Origin of the sequence: Actinoplanes sp. G11-F43 (genome assembly GCF_050589265.1) — a bacterium.
In the GTDB taxonomy this organism is placed as follows: Bacteria; Actinomycetota; Actinomycetes; order Mycobacteriales; family Micromonosporaceae; genus Actinoplanes.
This window is the reverse complement of sequence record NZ_JBNZCE010000008.1, coordinates 58,827-75,306: the sequence shown is the minus strand read 5'-3', so window position 1 is coordinate 75,306 and position 16,480 is coordinate 58,827. Positions and strand designations below refer to the sequence as shown.

Genomic DNA, 16,480 nt, shown 5'->3' with positions numbered 1-16,480 from the left:
GGACGTCAGTCGGGTTGATGATCATCGGCGCTCCGATACCCGCCGCTACCAGGGATGACGCCATGAAGAACACTATTGCGAACGCGCCCGTCAACGGCGCCCTGGTCGCTGTCACCACGATGGTCGTCGTCAGCCCGTTCGCCGTGGCGCGGGACTGGGGTGCCGACTCCTGGGCTCTGGCGGCAGGCGTCTGTGCGGTGGCCGGTGTCACGTCCGCGATCGTGCAGGCGGGCCGCAACCGACGGCTCGACGCCTCGGCCCAGCAGGCGCGGGCGGCCGGCGAGACCGCCTAGCCGCTGCCCAGGGCGGTGGTGGTACGCCGTACCACCAGGGTGGGGGAGAGTTTGATCTGGGCGGTCCGCCGGTCGCGCTGATCGATCCGGTCGACCAGCAGGCGGGCGGCGTTCGCGCCCATCTGCCGCCCGTCCTGGTCGACGCTGGTCAGCGAGATCGGGCCGAACGCGGCGAGGGCGCTGTTGTCGTAACCGGCCACCGAGATGTCGCCGGGCACCGTCAGCCCGGCCTCGGCGAGGGCTTCCATCACCCCGAGGGCGACGACGTCGGCGCCGGCGAAGATGGCGGTGGGCCGCCGCGGCCGGTCGAGCAGCAGACGCGCCCCCCGGTAGCCGCCGTCCTGGGTGTAGGTGGTCGACGCGATGTCGATCTCGGCGTCGAGGCCGTGGGCGGTCATCGCCTCCCGGTAGCCGCGGGCGCGCTGGGCGTTGGGCATCTCGGCGAGGCGGAGCCGGTCGGTCTCGTGGTGTTCGATGTGCGCGATGCGCCGGTGGCCGAGACCGACGAGGTGGTCGACGACCAGGGCGGCGCCGGCGATGTCGTCGTCGGTGACGCTGTCGTACGCCGGTGAGGAGCCGTGCCGCCCGACGACCACGGTGGGGACGCTGCGCGCGACCTCGGTGAGCCGGCTCTTGGCCGAGACCGGGGCGATCAGGATCAGCCCGTCCATGCTCCGGTCGATCATCGCGTCGATGACCCGGGCCTCGGCTTTCTCGCCGTTGCAGCCGGGGGCGAGCAGCACCTGGTAGACGGTGTCGCCGAGTTGGGCGGTGATGCCGTCGAGGATGTCGGCGAAGAACAGGTTGCGCAGATCGGGCAGCATCACGCCGATGGTGTAGGTCTGCCCGCGCAGCCCCCGGGCGGCGGCGGACGGCCGGTAGCCGAGCTCGTCGATCGCCTTCTGCACCTTGGCGCGCATGGCCGGGCTGGCGCCGTACGCGTTGCGCAGCACCTTGGACACCGCCGTGGTGGACACCTGGGCGTGCCGTGCGACGTCGACGATGGTGATGCGACGGGGCGCCGGCTTGTCCACCTGATCTCCTCACGGTTGGGCGTCGAGTAGAGCCTACGTGTAGTGAAACGTTTTCCACGCCGGAGGTCAACAGCGGTTCCGGGCGCTGTCGAACTTCTTAGACGCGCACCTCTTGACGCTGTTCGCCACCCGCTCGTAAGGTCGGCGAAACATTTGGAAAACGTTACCCACATCACCTTCGAGGCCGTGGTGGCCCACTACTGCCACCTGCCTATGAAACGATTCAGCAAGGTGGTCAGTCGTGACAAAGCCACCGTGGTGGTTCACCGTTCCGGCACTACTGCTGTTCGCCTTCGTGGTGCTGGTCCCCAGCGCCCGCGGCGTCTACTACGCCTTCACCGACTGGGACGGCCTCGATCCCGACTTCGCCGTCATCGGCCTGGACAACTTCACCGCCATCGCCGACGACCCGGACGCGCTGCGGGCCATCGGGCACACCCTGCTGATCGCCGTCGCGATCACGGTCATCCAGAACGGCGTCGGCCTCCTGCTGGCCCTGGGCGTCAACACGGCGATCAAGAGCCGCAACGTCCTGCGGGTGTTGCTGTTCGCCCCGGCCGTGGTCACCCCGATCGTCACCGCCTACCTGTGGCGCAACCTGCTCGCCCCGGACGGCGCGGTCAACAGCGTCCTCGGCCTGTTCGGCGTACCGGGAAAGAACTGGCTCGGCGATCCCGACCTGGCCCTCTGGATGATCGTGCTGGTGGTGGTCTGGCAGTTCGCCGGCTACTCGATGGTCATCTTCGTGGCCGGCCTGCAATCGGTGCCCCGGGAGATCTACGAGGCCGCCGCGATCGACGGCTCCGGCCCGGTCCGCCGGTTCTGGTCCATCATCCGGCCGCTGCTGGCGCCCGCGATCACCATCAACCTGATGCTGTCGATCATCGGCGGGATCAAACTCTTCGACCAGGTGTACGCCCTGACCGGCGGCGGCCCCGGCCACGCCACCGACACCATCAGCACGCTCATCTACAAGGACGCGTTCACCCTCGGCGAGTTCGGCTACAGCATCGCCCTCGCCGTCGTGCTCACCGCCATCGTCGCGGTCGCCTCCGCCGGCCAGTACGCCGTCCTCAACCGCAACGAGAAGGCGGCCTCATGAACCGCTACACCGGCCGGACCCTCGCCCTGGAAGTCGTGATGATCGCGGTCGCCGTGGTCTTCGCCTTCCCCGTCTACGTGCTGGTCAACCTGGCACTGCGGGACCCGTCGGACACCTCCTCGCCGATCAGCCCGACCGCCTCCCCGACGCTTGCCAACTTCGCACAGGCCTGGTCCGAGGGCGGCCTCGGCGGCGCCCTGATCAACAGTGTGGTGGTCACCGCGGTCAGCGTGGTGATCGTGCTGCTGGTGTCGTCGCTGGCCGCCTACCCGCTGGCCCGGTCCACCGCGCACTGGTCCCGGGGCACCTTCCTGCTGATCATGCTGGGCCTGGTCCTGCCGTTCCAGCTGGCCGCCCTACCGCTCTACCAGACCATCCGTGACCTGGGACTTCTCGGCTCGGTCTGGTCTCTGGTGCTGTTCTACGCCGGACTCCAAGTCCCCTTCACCACCTTCCTGTACGTCGGATTCCTGCGAGCCCTGCCCCGCGACTTCGAGGAGGCGGCCACCATCGACGGCTGCACCCCGATCGCCACGTTCCGTTTCGTGGTGCTGCCGATGCTCAAACCGATCACCGTCACCGCGCTGGTGCTCAACACGGTCAGCGTGTGGAACGACTTCTTCACCCCACTGCTCTACCTGTCCGGCAGCGACCAGCAGACCATGCCGGTCGCGGTGGCCGGATTCGTCGGCCAGTTCGTCTCCGACTGGAACCTCATCTTCGCCGCCCTGCTGATCAGCATCGTGCCGGTCCTGGCCGTCTACCTGGCCCTCCAGCGCAGCATCATCAACGGTTTCGCGGGAGGGCTGAAGGGATGACCCCTCCACCTGCCCGCCGGAAAACACACCTTCTCCTACCCGTACAGGAGAGTTTCATGAAGATCCGCAGTCTCACCGCCCTGGCCACCACCTCCCTGATGCTCGCCGCGTGCAGCAGCGGCACCAACTCCGCCGCCGGCGGCGACGGTGACAACCAGACCCTGACGATCGCCTCGGTCGACCAGGGCTCCATCGAGAAGGTCGTCGACGCGTTCAAGGCCGCCAACCCCGGTGTCACCGTCAACCTGACCACCAGCGGCGCCGACCAGTACCAGCAGCAGATCCGCACCCAGCTGTCGTCCGGCACCGCCCCCGACGTGATGACCGTCTGGCCCGGCAACGGCAACCCCGGCGCCACCTATGTCATCGCCAAGCCCGGCTACCTGCTCGACCTCTCCGACCGGCCGTGGGCCGCCCGGCTGCCGGACGCGGTCAAGCAGGTCGCCCAGTTCGAGGGCAAGACCTACAACGCGCTGTTCGGGCTCAACGGCATCGGTGCGGTCTACAACGACGAGGCCCTGGAGAAGTCCGGGCTGACCGCTCCCACCACCTGGACCGGCCTGCTCGAATTCTGCGGGGACGCGGCCGGCCGGGGCACCCCGGCGTTCGCGCTGGGCATCCAGGACAACTGGGTCACCCAGATCGCCCTGTACGCCCTGACCGCCACCACCGTCTACGGCCCCGACCGGGAGTTCGACACCAGGCTCGCCGCCGGCCAGACCACCTTCGCGAACTCGGCGTGGACCACCGCGATGGCCAAGTACCAGGAGATGAACACCGCCGGCTGCTTCCAGAAGGACCCGCTCGGCACCAGTTACGAGGCCAGCCAGACCCTGGCCGCCACCGGCAAGACCCTCGGCATCATCCAGGGCAACTGGATCGTCGGCCTGCTCAAGGAGAAGAACCCGGACGGCACGTTCACCATGAAGACCCTGCCGGCCACCGACAACCCGGCCGAGTTCCTGATGCCGGCCGCCGCCGGAGCCGGATACGGCGTCAACGCCAAGGCCGAGAACAAGGAACTGGCTCTCCGGTTCGTCGACTACGTGATGTCCCCGGCCGGCATGAAACTGTTCAACGAGGCCCAGGGCAGTCTGCCCACCCTCCCGGACGCCGGCACCGCCGTCGACCCCGGCCTGGCCGACCTGTCCACCTTCGTCACCGAGAACAAGACCGTGCCGTTCATGGACCAGCTCTGGCCGAACGCCAAGGTGCAGCAGACCATGCTCAGCGGCTTGCAGGAGGTCTTCAGCGACCAGGCCACCGCCGCTGACGTGCTCAAGGACATGGACACCGACTACCAGGCCGGATCATGAAGCGGCGTACGGCACTCGGGCTGTCCCTGGCCGTGCCCTCCGCGACCGTGCTGACCGGTGGCCCCGCGCAGGCCTCCGCCGGGAGGGTCCGGGTGATCGGGTTGCGGGTCGACGGCCGGCCCGGTCATCCGCTCGGCCTGGACTCGATCACGCCGGTACTGAGCTGGCGTTTCGCCGAGACCACATCGTCCGCCGCGGACCGGCAGACCGGTTACCAGATCCGGGTCCGCGACCTCGGCAGCGACCGGATCCTCTGGGATTCCGGGAGAGTCGCCTCGGCGGTCCAGTCCGGGGTGCCCTACGGCGGCCGGGCCCTACGATCCCGGCAGCGGCTGAGCTGGCAGGTCCGGGCCTGGGACGCCGCCCGGAGGGCCACCGGCTGGAGTGCGCCGTCCACCTTCGAGATGGGCCTTCTGCGCGACGAGGACTGGGGCGACGCCCGCTGGATCGAGTATCCGGGCCGCACCGAGACCCAGCCGATGCCCCTGTTCGCCCGCCGGGTCCATGTCGATCCCCGCAACCGGATCAGGCATGCGCGTCTGTACGTGTCCGGCGTCGGCATGCACCTGGCCACCGTCAACGGGTCGACGGTGACCGACGAGGTCCTCGCCCCCGGCTACGCCAACTACCAGCTCTCCGCCGAGTACCGGGTCTACGACATCACCGCTCGACTGCACAAAGGCGACAACACGATTGGTGTACGCGTGGGCAACGGCCCCGCCTACGTGCGCCGCGGTGTCACGAACCCGGCCGTCGGACGGAACGCGCCGTACTCGTGGTGGCAGAGCCAGCTCAAGGGCAGCGGCACCAGCACGACAGCCGTCCAGGCCGGGGCGACCACGGTCGGGCTGAGCAGCACGACCGGCTATCACGTCGACGGCACGATCAACATCGACACCGGTGACGCGGGCGTCGACCTGGAGTCCCGCACCATCACCGCGATCGATGCCGGCACGATCACGTTCACCCCCGGCCTGAGCAGGCCGCACCCGGCCGGGGTCACGGTCACCGGCTCGGGCAACAACGTCGCGGCCAGTGACGCCAGTGCGGGAGCCGCCGTCACACCCCGGTTCATCGCGCGCCTTGAGGTGACGTACACCAATGGGAGGGAAACGGTGATCGTCAGCGACCGCGAGTGGCGCACCGCGCTCGGCCCACTGACCACCGACGCCTGGTATTCCGGCAGCGACCACGACGCCCGCCGCGAGCAGCCCGGCTGGGACCGGCCCGGCGCCGACCTGACCGCGACCGCGAAACGCCGTGACGGCACCCCCACCGGCTGGATCCCGGCCGGGATCGCCCCGCCACCGAACCTGGCCACCCGCCTGGTCGGGCGCACCGCCCCGCCGATCACGATCGCCGAGACCTTCCGCCCGCGGACGATCACCAACCCGGCACCCGGCACGTGGGTGTTCGATTTCGGTCAGAACATCGTCGGATTCCCGCAGCTCAAGATCCGGGACGTGCCGGCCGGCACCACGATCCGGATCGCACCGGCCGAATCGCTGGCCGCCGACGGCACGGTGGACCAGGCGTCCCTGCGCGGCGGTGGCGGCAGCCGGGGCGTCGACCTGTTCAACACCTACACCACCGCCGGGCTGCGCGGCACCGAGACGTGGCGGCCCGACTTCAACTACTTCGGCATGCAGTGGGTGCAGGTCACCGGCCTTCCGGAGGGCTACCGGCCCACCGCGGAGACGATCACCGGGCTCCGGGTGCAGGCGGACACCCCGGTGGCCGGGTCGGTGACCACCTCCAACGCCCGGATCAACCGGATCCACGAGATGGCCTGGTACTCGTTCGCCGGCAACATGATGAGCGTCTTCACCGACTGCCCCGGCCGGGAGAAACTGTCCTACCCGGCCGACTACACCATGCCGATGGGGTCGATCCACCGCGACTTCGACCTGTCCGCCTACCTGCGCACCCACCAACGGCATCTGGTCGAAGGGCAATCAATCGCGGACACCCCGATGGCCGGCAACGTGGCGCTGAAGACCCCCGTCTACGACTGGGGCTACTCCGGCCGCTTCGGCGACGAGATCAACTGGGGCAACGCGATCATCCTGGTGCCCGGGTTCCTGCGGCAGCTCTACGGCGACACTCTCACGGCCGGCCGGTACTACGAGCCGATGGTCCGGTTCGCCGACTACATCCAGCGGCAGAAGGCGGTCGGCAACATCGTCGACGCGGCCCTGGCCGACTGGGTGTCCGCCGAACCGGTCTCCGGGCGGATCACCGGCACCTGGGGCTACCACATGATGGCGGCGGACCTCGCCGCGCTGGCGGCGGACCTCGGCAAACCCGCCGACGCCGCCCGGTACGCGGCGCTGGCCGCCGACATCAAGACGGCGTTCCACACCACCTTCTGGGACCCGGCGCGCAAGCTCTACGCCGACAACGGCGCCGTCTCCCAGACGGCGCAGGCCCTCGCCCTCGACGCCGGGCTGGTGCCCGAGACCGAACGGCAGGCGGTCCTCGACGGCCTGGTCGCGATGATCTACGCGTTCCATCCCAGCGGGGACGGCCCGCACTTCAGCGGCGGCACCATCGGCATGGCCCCGACCGTACGGGCACTGTCCGCCGGCGGCCGTGACGACGTGCTCTGGGACCTGATCCAGGAGGACGAGCAGCCCGGTTACGGCTATTTCATGGAGTCCACCGTCGCCAACCCGGGCGGGATGACCACCGTGGGGGAGCGGTGGAACCGGGGCGACTCCAAGAACCACATGATCCTCGCCCAGATCGAGGAGTGGTTCCACGCCGGCCTCGCCGGCATCCGGGCCGCGGACGGCTCCATCGCCTACCGTGAGCTGGTCATTCAGCCCAAGGTGGTCGGCGACCTGACCCACGTCAAGGGCCACTACACCACCCCGCAGGGCACCGCCCGGTCGGAATGGCGGCGCGACGGCGACCGGATCCGGCTGACCGTCACCGTGCCACCCAACACCGCCGCCACCGTGTACCTGCCGACCCTCGGCCGGGCACCGGGCGACACCCCGCGCCGGGCGAGGTTCCTGCGCACCGAGGGCGGCTACGCCGTCTATCAGATGCCGTCCGGCACCCGCACCTTCACCACCCGCTGACACCATTCCAGGGAGAGGATCCCGCGTGCGTCCACCCGACGGCTTCCTGTGGGGCAGTGCCACCTCGGCCCACCAGGTCGAAGGCGGCAACACCAACAACGACTGGTGGGACTTCGAACACGACCCGGCGACGGCCGCGGTCCAATCCTCCGGCGACGGCATCGACCATCTCCACGCGTACGCCGAAGATTTCGCCCTGCTGTCGTCCCTCGGGCACAACGCACACCGCCTCTCCCTGGAATGGTCCCGCCTCGAACCGGCGCCCGGCGAGTTCAGCCGCGCCGCCGTCGGCCACTACCGGCGGGTGCTCACCGCGCTCGCCGGCACCGGGATGACCGCCGTCGTCACCCTGCACCACTTCACGCTGCCCCGCTGGTTCGCCGCCCGCGGTGGCTGGCTCGCCCCCGACGCGGCCACGGTGTTCGCCCGTTACTGCCGGTTCGTCACCGCCGAACTCGGGCACCTGATGCCGCTCATCTGCACCATCAACGAACCACAGATGATCGCCCTGCACGGCTATCTGGAGGGTTACCACCCGCCCGGCATCGCCGACCCGGTGCTGTGGAAACGGGCCGGTGGGGCCCTGCTGGACGCCCACCGCGCGGCCGTCGACGCGGTCCGGGCCACCGGTGACGCCCCGGTCGGGCTGGCCGTCCAGCTGCCGCTGCTGGCCCCGGCCCGCGACGACGACGCCTGTCAGAGCCGGTACGAGCTGATGCGCTACGAGATCGTCGACCGTTACCTGGACGACCCCGGCGGTGACTGGCTGGGTGTGCAGTACTACCGCAAGCAGTGGGTCGACCCGGCGTCGCCCACCGGGTTCGCGGCCCGCCGACCGGGGTGCCGCGCACCCAGATGGGCTGGGCGGTACACCCCGACGGCCTGCGTCAGATGCTGCACCGGGCGTCGAGGACCGGCCTTCCCCTGTACGTCACCGAGAACGGCATCGCCACCACCGACGACACCGAGCGCGTCGCCTATCTGGAGTCGCACGTCGCCGCGATGCGGCAGGCCATGGCCGAGGGCGCCGACGTGCGCGGATATCTGCACTGGTCGGCGTTCGACAATTTCGAGTGGAGCGAGGGATACCGCCCCCGGTTCGGCCTGATCGCCGTCGACGACGACTTCAACCGCCTGCCGAAACCCAGCGCCCACGCCTTCGCCCGCCTGATCCGCGACGCGTCGCCCTGACGGTCCGGCCCGCCGCGCCCGGTCTCGTATCGTTGCGGGCATGCGTTCCGCTGAGCAGTCTGAGTCCGTGGCCGCGCCGGCGCTGCGGGGGCTGCTGACCGAGCGCATCGCCCGGCAGCTGGAGCAGGAGATCCGTGCCGGCACGCCGGCGGCCGGAGCGAAACTGCCGTCCGAGCGGGAGCTGGCGCAGCGGTTCGGGGCCAGCCGCAACGTGATCCGGGAGGTGCTGCGGCGCCTCGAAGCGCAGCACATGATCGACGTGCAGCCGGGGCGTGGCTCGTTCGTCAACGAGACGCCGGCGCCCGGGGCCGGGGCGTACGACGCGGTCTACCGGGCGGACCGGCCGACCGTGCGGCAGCTGATCGAGGCGCGGATCCCGGTCGAGGTGGAGATCGCCGGGCTCGCCGCCCAGCGAGCCACGCCCGCGCAGATCGCCGCGATCGAGGCCGCCCATCAGCGCATCCTGGAGGCGCCGGACCCGGCCGCGAAAGCGCGCGCGGATCTGGGGTTCCACGACGCGGTGGCGGCGGCGAGCGGTAACCCGGTGCTGCGGGTGATGCTGTCGTCGATCGGCGAGATGATGTTCGAGATGATGCTGCGGTCCAACTCGGACCCGTCGATCGGGCAGCCGGGGGTGCCGCACCATCCGGAGATCCTCGCGGCGATCGCGGTGCACGACGTCCCGCTGGCGCGTGAGCGGATGCGCGAGCACCTGGCGCTGGGGTTGCGCACGTACGGCGCGGATCTGGACGTGAGTCTGGACGTGATGGCCACCCGGCATCTCGACCGGTTGCTGGACGGCAGCTGACGCCTTGCCGGCCGGAGCAGCCGTTGCTACGGTCCAACTGGTACTACCAGTTGGACCAGTTGGTTCGTTCGAGGCTCCGGGAGGCACAGATGAAGATCATCGACGCCGTCGTCATCGTCACCAGTCCGGGCCGCAACTTCGTCACGCTGAAGATCACCACCGACGACGGGGTCACCGGGCTCGGCGACGCCACCCTCAACGGCCGGGAGCTGGCCGTGGTGTCCTACCTGCGCGACCATGTCGTCCCGCTGCTGATCGGGACCGACCCGCACCGGATCGAGGACACCTGGCAGTCGCTGTACCGCGGCGCCTACTGGCGGCGCGGGCCGGTCACCATGGCCGCGATCGCCGCGGTGGACGTGGCGCTCTGGGACATCAAGGCCAAGGTGTGCGGGCTGCCGCTCTACCAGCTGCTCGGTGGCGCGTCCCGAGAGCGGGTGCGGGCCTACGGGCACGCCAACGGCCGTGACATCCCGGAGCTGCTCGACTCGGTGCGGGCCCGGCTGGCCGAGGGCTACCGCAGCGTCCGGGTGCAGACCGGGGTGCCCGGCCTGAAGACCGTCTACGGCGTGCACGCCGGCACCGCGATCGCGCCCGAGGCCGGCGGCGCCCGGATCGACGCGCGGGCGCTGCCGGTGGTGGAGGACTGGGACACCGTCGCCTACCTGCGGCACCTGCCGGCGGTGCTGGAGGCGGTCCGGCAGGAGTTCGGGCCGGACCTGCCGCTGCTGCACGACGCCCACCACCGGCTCACCCCGCAGCAGGCCGCCCGGCTGGGCCGGGAGATCGAGCGGTACGACCTGTTCTGGCTGGAGGACTGCACCCCGGCCGAGGACCAGACGGCGCTGCGCCTGGTCCGCCGGCACACCACCACGCCGCTGGCGATCGGCGAGGTGTTCAACTCGGTCTTCGACTACCAGACGCTGATCGACGAGCGGCTGATCGACTACGTCCGCTCGGCCGTCACCCACTTCGGCGGGGTCAGCCCGATGCGCAAACTGTTCGACTACGCGGCGCAGCGGCAGATCAAGAGCGCGATCCACGGGCCGGAGGACATCTCACCGGTGGGCATGGCCGCCGCGATCCATCTGGACCTGGCGATCCACAACTTCGGCATCCAGGAGTACTCCGGCTACACCGAGCGGACCCACCAGGTGTTCCGGCACGCGTTCACCTTCACCGACGGTCACCTGCACCCGGGTGACGCCCCGGGGATCGGTGTGGAACTCGACGAGGAGATGGCGGCGGCACACCCGTACACCCCCGCCTACCTCCCGGTGAACCGTCTGGCCGACGGCACCGTCCACGACTGGTGACCCGGTGAGGGCAACGTTGCCCGCTCTCCTTGCCTCCCATTCAATAGATATCTATCGTTCTCTAGGGATGGATGGGCATCGTTGCCCATCCTCGACGAAGGAGGACGAGCAGATGAACACCCGTCTCCGCCGCATCCTGACCGCCCCGGCGCTGGCGATGGCGGTGCTCGGCGCCGCCATCGCGCCCGGCCCCGCCTCGGCCGCCGGGCCCTACGAGCGCGGCCCCGCCCCGACCGCCGCCAGCGTCGCCGCCGTCACCGGCCCGTTCGCCACCGCCTCCGTCCCGGTCGCCCGCGGCAACGGCTTCGGCGGCGGCGTCATCTACCACCCCACCGACACCAGCCAGGGCACCTTCGGCGCGGTGGCCATCTCACCCGGCCTCAACGGCACCTGGTCCGGCATCGCCTGGCTGGGCCCGCGACTGGCCTCACAAGGCTTCGTGGTGTTCGGCATCGAGACCGACAACCTCAACGACAGCCCCACCAGCCGCGGCACCCAGCTGCTCGCCGCCCTCGACCACCTGACCCGCGCCAGCACGGTGCGCACCCGCGTCGATCCGAACCGGCTCGCCGTCATCGGTCACTCGATGGGCGGTGGGGGAGCTCTGGACGCGGCACTGCGCCGGCCGGCGCTGCGGGCCGCCATCGGCAACGCGCCGCATCTGCCGTCCGGCAGCCTGGCCGCCGACCGGGTGCCGACCCTGATCTACGCGATGCAGAACGACACCCTCGTCACCCCGGCCCGCCTGACCAGCCTCTACAACACCGTCCCGGCGACCACCGAGCGCGCCTACCTCATGATCACCGGGGCCGGCCACAATCACATCGGACAGCCGAGCACCGTCCTGGCCCGTACGATGATCCCCTGGTTGAAGGTCTTCGTGGACGACGACGCGCGCTACCACCGGTTCCTGTGCCCGCTGTCCGACTCCTCCGGGATCTGGCAGTACCGCAACAGCTGCCCGCTGATCTGAGACGCGCCCGCCGGCGTCGTCAGCCGATGTAGGTGCGGTCCCACTCCAGTTTCACCGTGAAGTTTGCCTCGCTCGTCGCCTTCGCCACCACGACGCCGGCCTCGCCGGTCACCTTCACCCCGAACTCGACGGTCACCCGCTCCGGCGGCTGCGCCATCGACCGGATGCTGTCGCGGATCGCCTCGGCGGCCGGGCGGATCCGGCCGATGGCCTCCTGCAGGGTCTCCGACGCCTTGCCGACCACCTCGGTGCCGCGGCCGACATGCTCCAGACCGCCCGCCTCGTCGGCGACCTCCACATACACCGCGCCGCCGTCGTCCAGGGGCATCACCACGACCTGTGTCATGGCGCCACTGTATCGACAGATCTCAACCGCTCACGAGCACGGCGGGTCCGGGTCGCCGCCCTCGGTCCGGACCCGGGCGGCCTCATCGGGGGTGAAGGGGCGGGAGCTGAGCGCGCACAGCCGGTCGAACCAGGCTTCGGGGTCCAGCGGTATGGTCAGCTCGCCGGCGCGGGCCGGGGCGGTGAGCGTTCCGCCGGTCAGCGTCCACGGCAACTGCTCGGCCGGGCTGGTCGCCTCGCCGACGCGCTGGCCGGTGCCGACGTCCCAGAGCTGCGCGCCGGCCAGCGGACTGTAGGTGTGCGTCACCAGCAGGCCCTCCGGAGTGAATCCGAGCGGGTGGGCGTCCTCGCTGTTCGGGATGGGACGCTGCTCGGCGGTGGCGAGGTTCCACACCCGTATCTCGCTCGGCGTCGTGATGCGCAACGCCAGGCGGGTTCCGGTGGCGTCGAACGCCGGCACGGTGAGACCCGGCGGAATGTCCGTGTCGACGGTCTCGACGGCCCGGCGTTCGGTCAGGCTCCAGATCCGCAACGGGCCCGACTGATCGGCGACCACCACCTGATCGGTGTAGCCGGGGCGAACCGGCCCGAGAATGGTCTGCCCGACCTCCAGCTGGGTCGGGGTCTTGTCCGGGGAGAGCGTCAGCGGTGGCGCCACGGCCGTGCCGGTGGTGACGTCCCACCAGGTGAGGATGCCCTCGAAGAGCACCGCGACCCGGTCCGGGCCGGTCACCGCGAGGGTGACGTGGCGGCGCCCGAAGGTGTCCGGCAGCTTCACGGGGGAGCGCGGCAGGTCGATGCGATGCAATTCGGTGAGTCCGGGCAGGCCGAGGACGACCACACCGCCGGGCCGGCTGACCACCAGGTGGCGGCTGTCCGGAGTCATCGCCGTGTCCGGGTTGTCCCGGATGTCGATCCGCCGCCCGGCCACCTGCCGTCCGGTCACCGGGTCGACGATGCGCAGTTCACCGTCGGTGTCCGCGGACAGCCAGTACCGGCCGTCCGGAGTTCGGTGCCAGTCGATGTTGATCGAAGAGGTCTCCGGGTCCATCGCCGGGGGGATCCGGTTGCGGTACAGCATGCCGTTCCACACGCTGAACACCAGCAGATCCCCGCCCGGTCCGCCGACCACGGCGCGCGCCGGTTCGCTGTTGGCGCTGTCGTTGTAGAACACCGAGGGCAGCTGGCCACGGTGGGTGCGTCCGGTCCGCACGTCGATCAGGTCGGTCGGGAAGCTGGGCCTCTCGAGGCGGGCCGACGAACCCTCCAGCACCCGCATACCGCCCTGGAGCCTCGGCCGTGACAGACATGAATCCACGACCATCGTGCGTCTCGTGCGGCCGGTCACGATGTCGCGGATCCGCATGTTTTCGAGGTCGTCGTCGCAACTGACCAGCACCGCACCGTTCTCCGCGACCGTGAAGGAGTCCCCGGGGTAGGTGCGCCGGACCGAGCCGGTGCCGAGATCACGCACGAGCACGGCGTCGAGCCGGTGCTCGATCAGAGCGTCCGGGCCTCCGCCGAACCACACCTCCACGGTGCCGTCGTACCGCGGCCGGAACCCGGTCCGGACCGCGGTGCCGGTGGGCAGATCCCACACCCGTACGTCCGCCTCCTTCCGGACGCCGCCGAAGCGCAGCACCAGGACCCGGGAGCCGTCCGGGCTGAACCGGACGCTGTTGACGCCGAACCGGTCCGGCTCACCGGCGGGTTCGATCGTCTTCGGTGTGGTCGGCTCGGTCAGGTCCCAGAGCGTGACCTCGCCGTCGCCGGCCGCCCCGACGACGAACCGGCCGGTCGGGTCGATGTCGAAACGGTCGTCCCGATCCGCCCCGGTCAGGGCCACGGGCACCACGTCGGCGCCCCGCAGCCCGGTCAGCACGACCGGATCCATCCAGCCGGTGACCAGGGCGACGTCACCGGTGTCGCCGGTGCGGATCCGGTCGGCGACCCCGTCCCACAGCCCCTGCCAGAGCCGGTCCACCGGGTTCAGCGCGCCGAACTGGGTGAACAGCGCCCCGTACGCCTCCGAGGTCGGCCCGGCCCGCCAGGCAGCCTGCGCGAACTGCAGCGCCGCCGACGGATCGGTGACGCGCAGCCGCTGCGAATAGGCCGCGAGTTGCCGGGACGCGGCCAGCCGCAGATCGGCGGCGATCCGGTCGTTGCGCCGGTCGGCGACCACCGCCAGCACCCCGGCGACCAGGGCCAGCACCGACACCACGGCGAGCAGGCCGCGCAGCAGACGGGTGCGCCGGCGGTCGCGGGCGTGACTGGTGGTGATGAAGGCCCGGTCCGGGACACTGATCTGGGACGGGCGTTGCGCCGCCCAGTCGCGGGCGGTGGCGAGTGCCGCCCCGCGCAGCAGCCCGCCCGGGTCCCGGCCGCCGCGCTCCCAGCGCTGGCGGTCGGTGCGCAGCTGGTCGTGCCAGGCGAGGAACTCCCGGTCCTCGGTGAGCCAGCCGATGAGTTCCGGCCACGTCTCCAGCAGTGCCTGGTGGGCTGGTTCGGCGTACTCCCGGCCGTCGCCGGCCGACGTGAGCACCACCAGACGGCGGGCGGCCAGGGTCTCGACCACGGCGCGGCTGGCCTGGTCCAGGCCGGTGAGCTCGAGGGGGCGGCGGCGGAAGCCGTCGCCCTCCTCGGCCGGGCGGGCCATCCCGGTGAGCACCGCACGGACCCGGGCGTGATCGGATCCGGACAGCCGGGCCATCACCTGCCGGGCGTGGTTGGCCAGCGCGCCGGACACCCCACCCACTTCGCGGTACGCCTCCGCGGTCACCGTGTGGAACCGGCGCCGCTGCCACAGCTCGTCCAGGGTGAACTCGATCAACGGCAGCCGGCCCGGCTCGCGGCCGGCGTCGCGCAGAATCGTGTCGACCAGACCGTCCTCGAACGCCACATCACCGGCGGTGACGGCGGCCCGCAGTTCGTCCGGGCTCATCGGCGCGACGATCTCCGTGGCCGCGTCGCCGAGCACGGCGGCCGTCTCGGCGTCCATCACCTGCTCCAGGACACCGGCGCGCAGCGTGACGGCGACCGTCAGCCGGGTGGTGCCGTCCGGATGCCGGGGCACCGACCGGGCGAGTCCGCCGAGCAGCAGCAGGATCGCCCGGACCCGCGGCAGCGGCTCCTCCTCCAGCTGGTCGACGAAGAGCAGGATCCGGCCGTCACCCGCGCGTGCGGTGAGCGCGGCGGCCGGCGAGGGTTGCGGGCCGGCCAGACGCCGCAGCAGGGCTTGCGGGCTCTCGTCCGGAGCCGGCCGCGCCGTGACCACCTCGGCGCCGTCGGCGCGCAGCGCGGGGATCACGCCGGCCCGCATCACCGACGACTTACCGCTGCCGGACGGGCCCATCAACAGCAGCACACCGTGGTCGCGGAGCAGGGTGGCCAGGCGCGCGGTGAGGGCTTCGCGTCCCTTGAAGACCGCGGCGTGTTCCTCGGTGAAGGCGCGCAGGCCACGGTACGGCGACGTCTCGGTGTCGTCCGGCGGTCCCAGCTGTCCGGGGAAGTGGCGGAACAGGTCGGCGACCGGGACGGCCTTGACGGTACGGGTGCCGCGGATCACCGAGACGACCATGGCCACCACGGCGCCGGTGCGGGCGCTCCACACCGGGGAGCCGCTGAAGCCGCTCTCCACGGGTGGATCCCCGTCCATCGTGCGCAGTTGCATCCGCCCGCCGTCACCCGGGTCGACGACCACGCCGACGACGCTGTCGACGCCGCCGCCGGAGCGGCGGACCGCGTACCCGGAGATCCGTACCCGCTCCTCGAAGGCGACCGTGACCGGATGCAGCCGGGCCGCCGTCAGCTCCGGTGGTGGCGTCAGCCACAGCAGGGCGCTGTCACCGCTGTCCGCGACGGTCAGCGGCGTCCAGGCGGCCACCGTGGCGGTCAGCACCCGCTCGCCGAAGGCGACCGTCACCTCGGTGTCCGGCGGCTGCTCGGTGAATCCGGTGCCGAGGGCGGTCAGCAGCACATGGGTGCAGGTCACCACGTATCCGGGGGCGACCAGGAATCCGCTGCCGGCGAACCGTCCGTCGCGGTCGAGGACGCGGGCGACGGACACCGGCGCGCGGTCCTGCGTCACTGACCACCCCCGCGGCACGAATCCACTTACGGTGACCAATGTAAAGGGTCGCCGGCGGTGCCCACGGCATGAGCGGACGTCGATGGGCGTGTCGCTGACAGAATGCAGATC

The 16,480-nt window shown here is 70.9% G+C and carries 12 protein-coding genes and 1 pseudogene; 10 read left to right on the top strand and 3 right to left on the bottom strand.

What is annotated here, in order from left to right:
• Positions 1–62: 62 nt before the first annotated feature.
• Entirely contained in the window at positions 63–293 is a 231-nt protein-coding gene (locus tag ACQ0O7_RS09445; protein WP_430781472.1) for a hypothetical protein, read from the top strand.
• Here ACQ0O7_RS09445 and ACQ0O7_RS09440 read toward each other — a convergent pair.
• Positions 290–1,327 (bottom strand): LacI family DNA-binding transcriptional regulator, encoded by a 1,038-nt coding sequence (locus ACQ0O7_RS09440; RefSeq protein WP_430781471.1) that lies wholly within the window; start codon positions 1,325–1,327, stop codon positions 290–292. The genes ACQ0O7_RS09445 and ACQ0O7_RS09440 overlap by 4 nt on opposite strands.
• 241 nt (positions 1,328–1,568) lie before the next feature.
• Here ACQ0O7_RS09440 and ACQ0O7_RS09435 point away from each other — a divergent pair, with 241 nt between their 5' ends.
• The 9 genes and pseudogenes from ACQ0O7_RS09435 to ACQ0O7_RS09395 all read left to right on the top strand — a co-directional run bounded on the left by ACQ0O7_RS09435 (position 1,569) and on the right by ACQ0O7_RS09395 (position 11,937).
• Positions 1,569–2,429 (top strand): carbohydrate ABC transporter permease, encoded by an 861-nt coding sequence (locus tag ACQ0O7_RS09435; protein ID WP_430781470.1) that lies wholly within the window; start codon positions 1,569–1,571, stop codon positions 2,427–2,429.
• Positions 2,426–3,247, top strand: a complete 822-nt coding sequence (locus ACQ0O7_RS09430; RefSeq protein ID WP_430781469.1) for a carbohydrate ABC transporter permease — start codon at positions 2,426–2,428, stop codon at positions 3,245–3,247. The genes ACQ0O7_RS09435 and ACQ0O7_RS09430 overlap by 4 nt, the downstream gene beginning before the upstream one ends.
• Positions 3,248–3,303: 56 nt before the next feature.
• Positions 3,304–4,563: an ABC transporter substrate-binding protein gene (locus tag ACQ0O7_RS09425; RefSeq protein WP_430781468.1), complete on the top strand. Its 1,260-nt coding sequence runs from the start codon at positions 3,304–3,306 to the stop codon at positions 4,561–4,563.
• On the top strand, positions 4,560–7,649 hold the full coding sequence (locus tag ACQ0O7_RS09420; protein WP_430781467.1) for a family 78 glycoside hydrolase catalytic domain: 3,090 nt from the start codon (positions 4,560–4,562) through the stop codon (positions 7,647–7,649). The genes ACQ0O7_RS09425 and ACQ0O7_RS09420 overlap by 4 nt, the downstream gene beginning before the upstream one ends.
• 25 nt (positions 7,650–7,674) lie before the next feature.
• Positions 7,675–8,280, top strand: a pseudogene (locus ACQ0O7_RS09415) (family 1 glycosylhydrolase); the annotation flags it as partial.
• 224 nt (positions 8,281–8,504) lie between these two features.
• Positions 8,505–8,840: a family 1 glycosylhydrolase gene (locus tag ACQ0O7_RS09410; RefSeq protein WP_430781466.1), complete on the top strand. Its 336-nt coding sequence runs from the start codon at positions 8,505–8,507 to the stop codon at positions 8,838–8,840.
• A gap of 40 nt (positions 8,841–8,880) precedes the next feature.
• Positions 8,881–9,648 (top strand): FadR/GntR family transcriptional regulator, encoded by a 768-nt coding sequence (locus tag ACQ0O7_RS09405; RefSeq protein WP_430781465.1) that lies wholly within the window; start codon positions 8,881–8,883, stop codon positions 9,646–9,648.
• Positions 9,649–9,737: 89 nt separating this feature from the next.
• Positions 9,738–10,964, top strand: a complete 1,227-nt coding sequence (manD, locus tag ACQ0O7_RS09400; RefSeq protein ID WP_430781464.1) for a D-mannonate dehydratase ManD — start codon at positions 9,738–9,740, stop codon at positions 10,962–10,964.
• A gap of 112 nt (positions 10,965–11,076) precedes the next feature.
• Entirely contained in the window at positions 11,077–11,937 is an 861-nt protein-coding gene (locus ACQ0O7_RS09395; protein WP_430781462.1) for an alpha/beta hydrolase family protein, read from the top strand.
• Positions 11,938–11,956: 19 nt separating this feature from the next.
• Here the strand turns inward: ACQ0O7_RS09395 and ACQ0O7_RS09390 are convergent, their stop codons facing one another.
• Positions 11,957–12,283, bottom strand: coding sequence for a CU044_2847 family protein (locus ACQ0O7_RS09390; RefSeq protein ID WP_430781460.1), 327 nt, complete (start codon positions 12,281–12,283; stop codon positions 11,957–11,959).
• A 30-nt stretch (positions 12,284–12,313) separates the two neighbouring features.
• Positions 12,314–16,369 (bottom strand): trypsin-like peptidase domain-containing protein, encoded by a 4,056-nt coding sequence (locus tag ACQ0O7_RS09385; protein WP_430781459.1) that lies wholly within the window; start codon positions 16,367–16,369, stop codon positions 12,314–12,316.
• Positions 16,370–16,480: the final 111 nt, after the last annotated feature.

Bases quoted from the DNA above. Each gene is read 5' to 3' on its own strand.
- ACQ0O7_RS09395 (WP_430781462.1), top strand. From the start codon at position 11,077: ATGAACACCCGTCTCCGCCGCATCCTGACCGCCCCGGCGCTGGCGATG.
- ACQ0O7_RS09425 (WP_430781468.1), top strand. From the start codon at position 3,304: ATGAAGATCCGCAGTCTCACCGCCCTGGCCACCACCTCCCTGATGCTC.
- ACQ0O7_RS09390 (WP_430781460.1), bottom strand. From the start codon at position 12,283: ATGACACAGGTCGTGGTGATGCCCCTGGACGACGGCGGCGCGGTGTAT.
- ACQ0O7_RS09410 (WP_430781466.1), top strand. From the start codon at position 8,505: ATGGGCTGGGCGGTACACCCCGACGGCCTGCGTCAGATGCTGCACCGG.
- ACQ0O7_RS09445 (WP_430781472.1), top strand. From the start codon at position 63: ATGAAGAACACTATTGCGAACGCGCCCGTCAACGGCGCCCTGGTCGCT.
- ACQ0O7_RS09420 (WP_430781467.1), top strand. From the start codon at position 4,560: ATGAAGCGGCGTACGGCACTCGGGCTGTCCCTGGCCGTGCCCTCCGCG.
- manD (WP_430781464.1), top strand. From the start codon at position 9,738: ATGAAGATCATCGACGCCGTCGTCATCGTCACCAGTCCGGGCCGCAAC.
- ACQ0O7_RS09405 (WP_430781465.1), top strand. From the start codon at position 8,881: ATGCGTTCCGCTGAGCAGTCTGAGTCCGTGGCCGCGCCGGCGCTGCGG.
- ACQ0O7_RS09430 (WP_430781469.1), top strand. From the start codon at position 2,426: ATGAACCGCTACACCGGCCGGACCCTCGCCCTGGAAGTCGTGATGATC.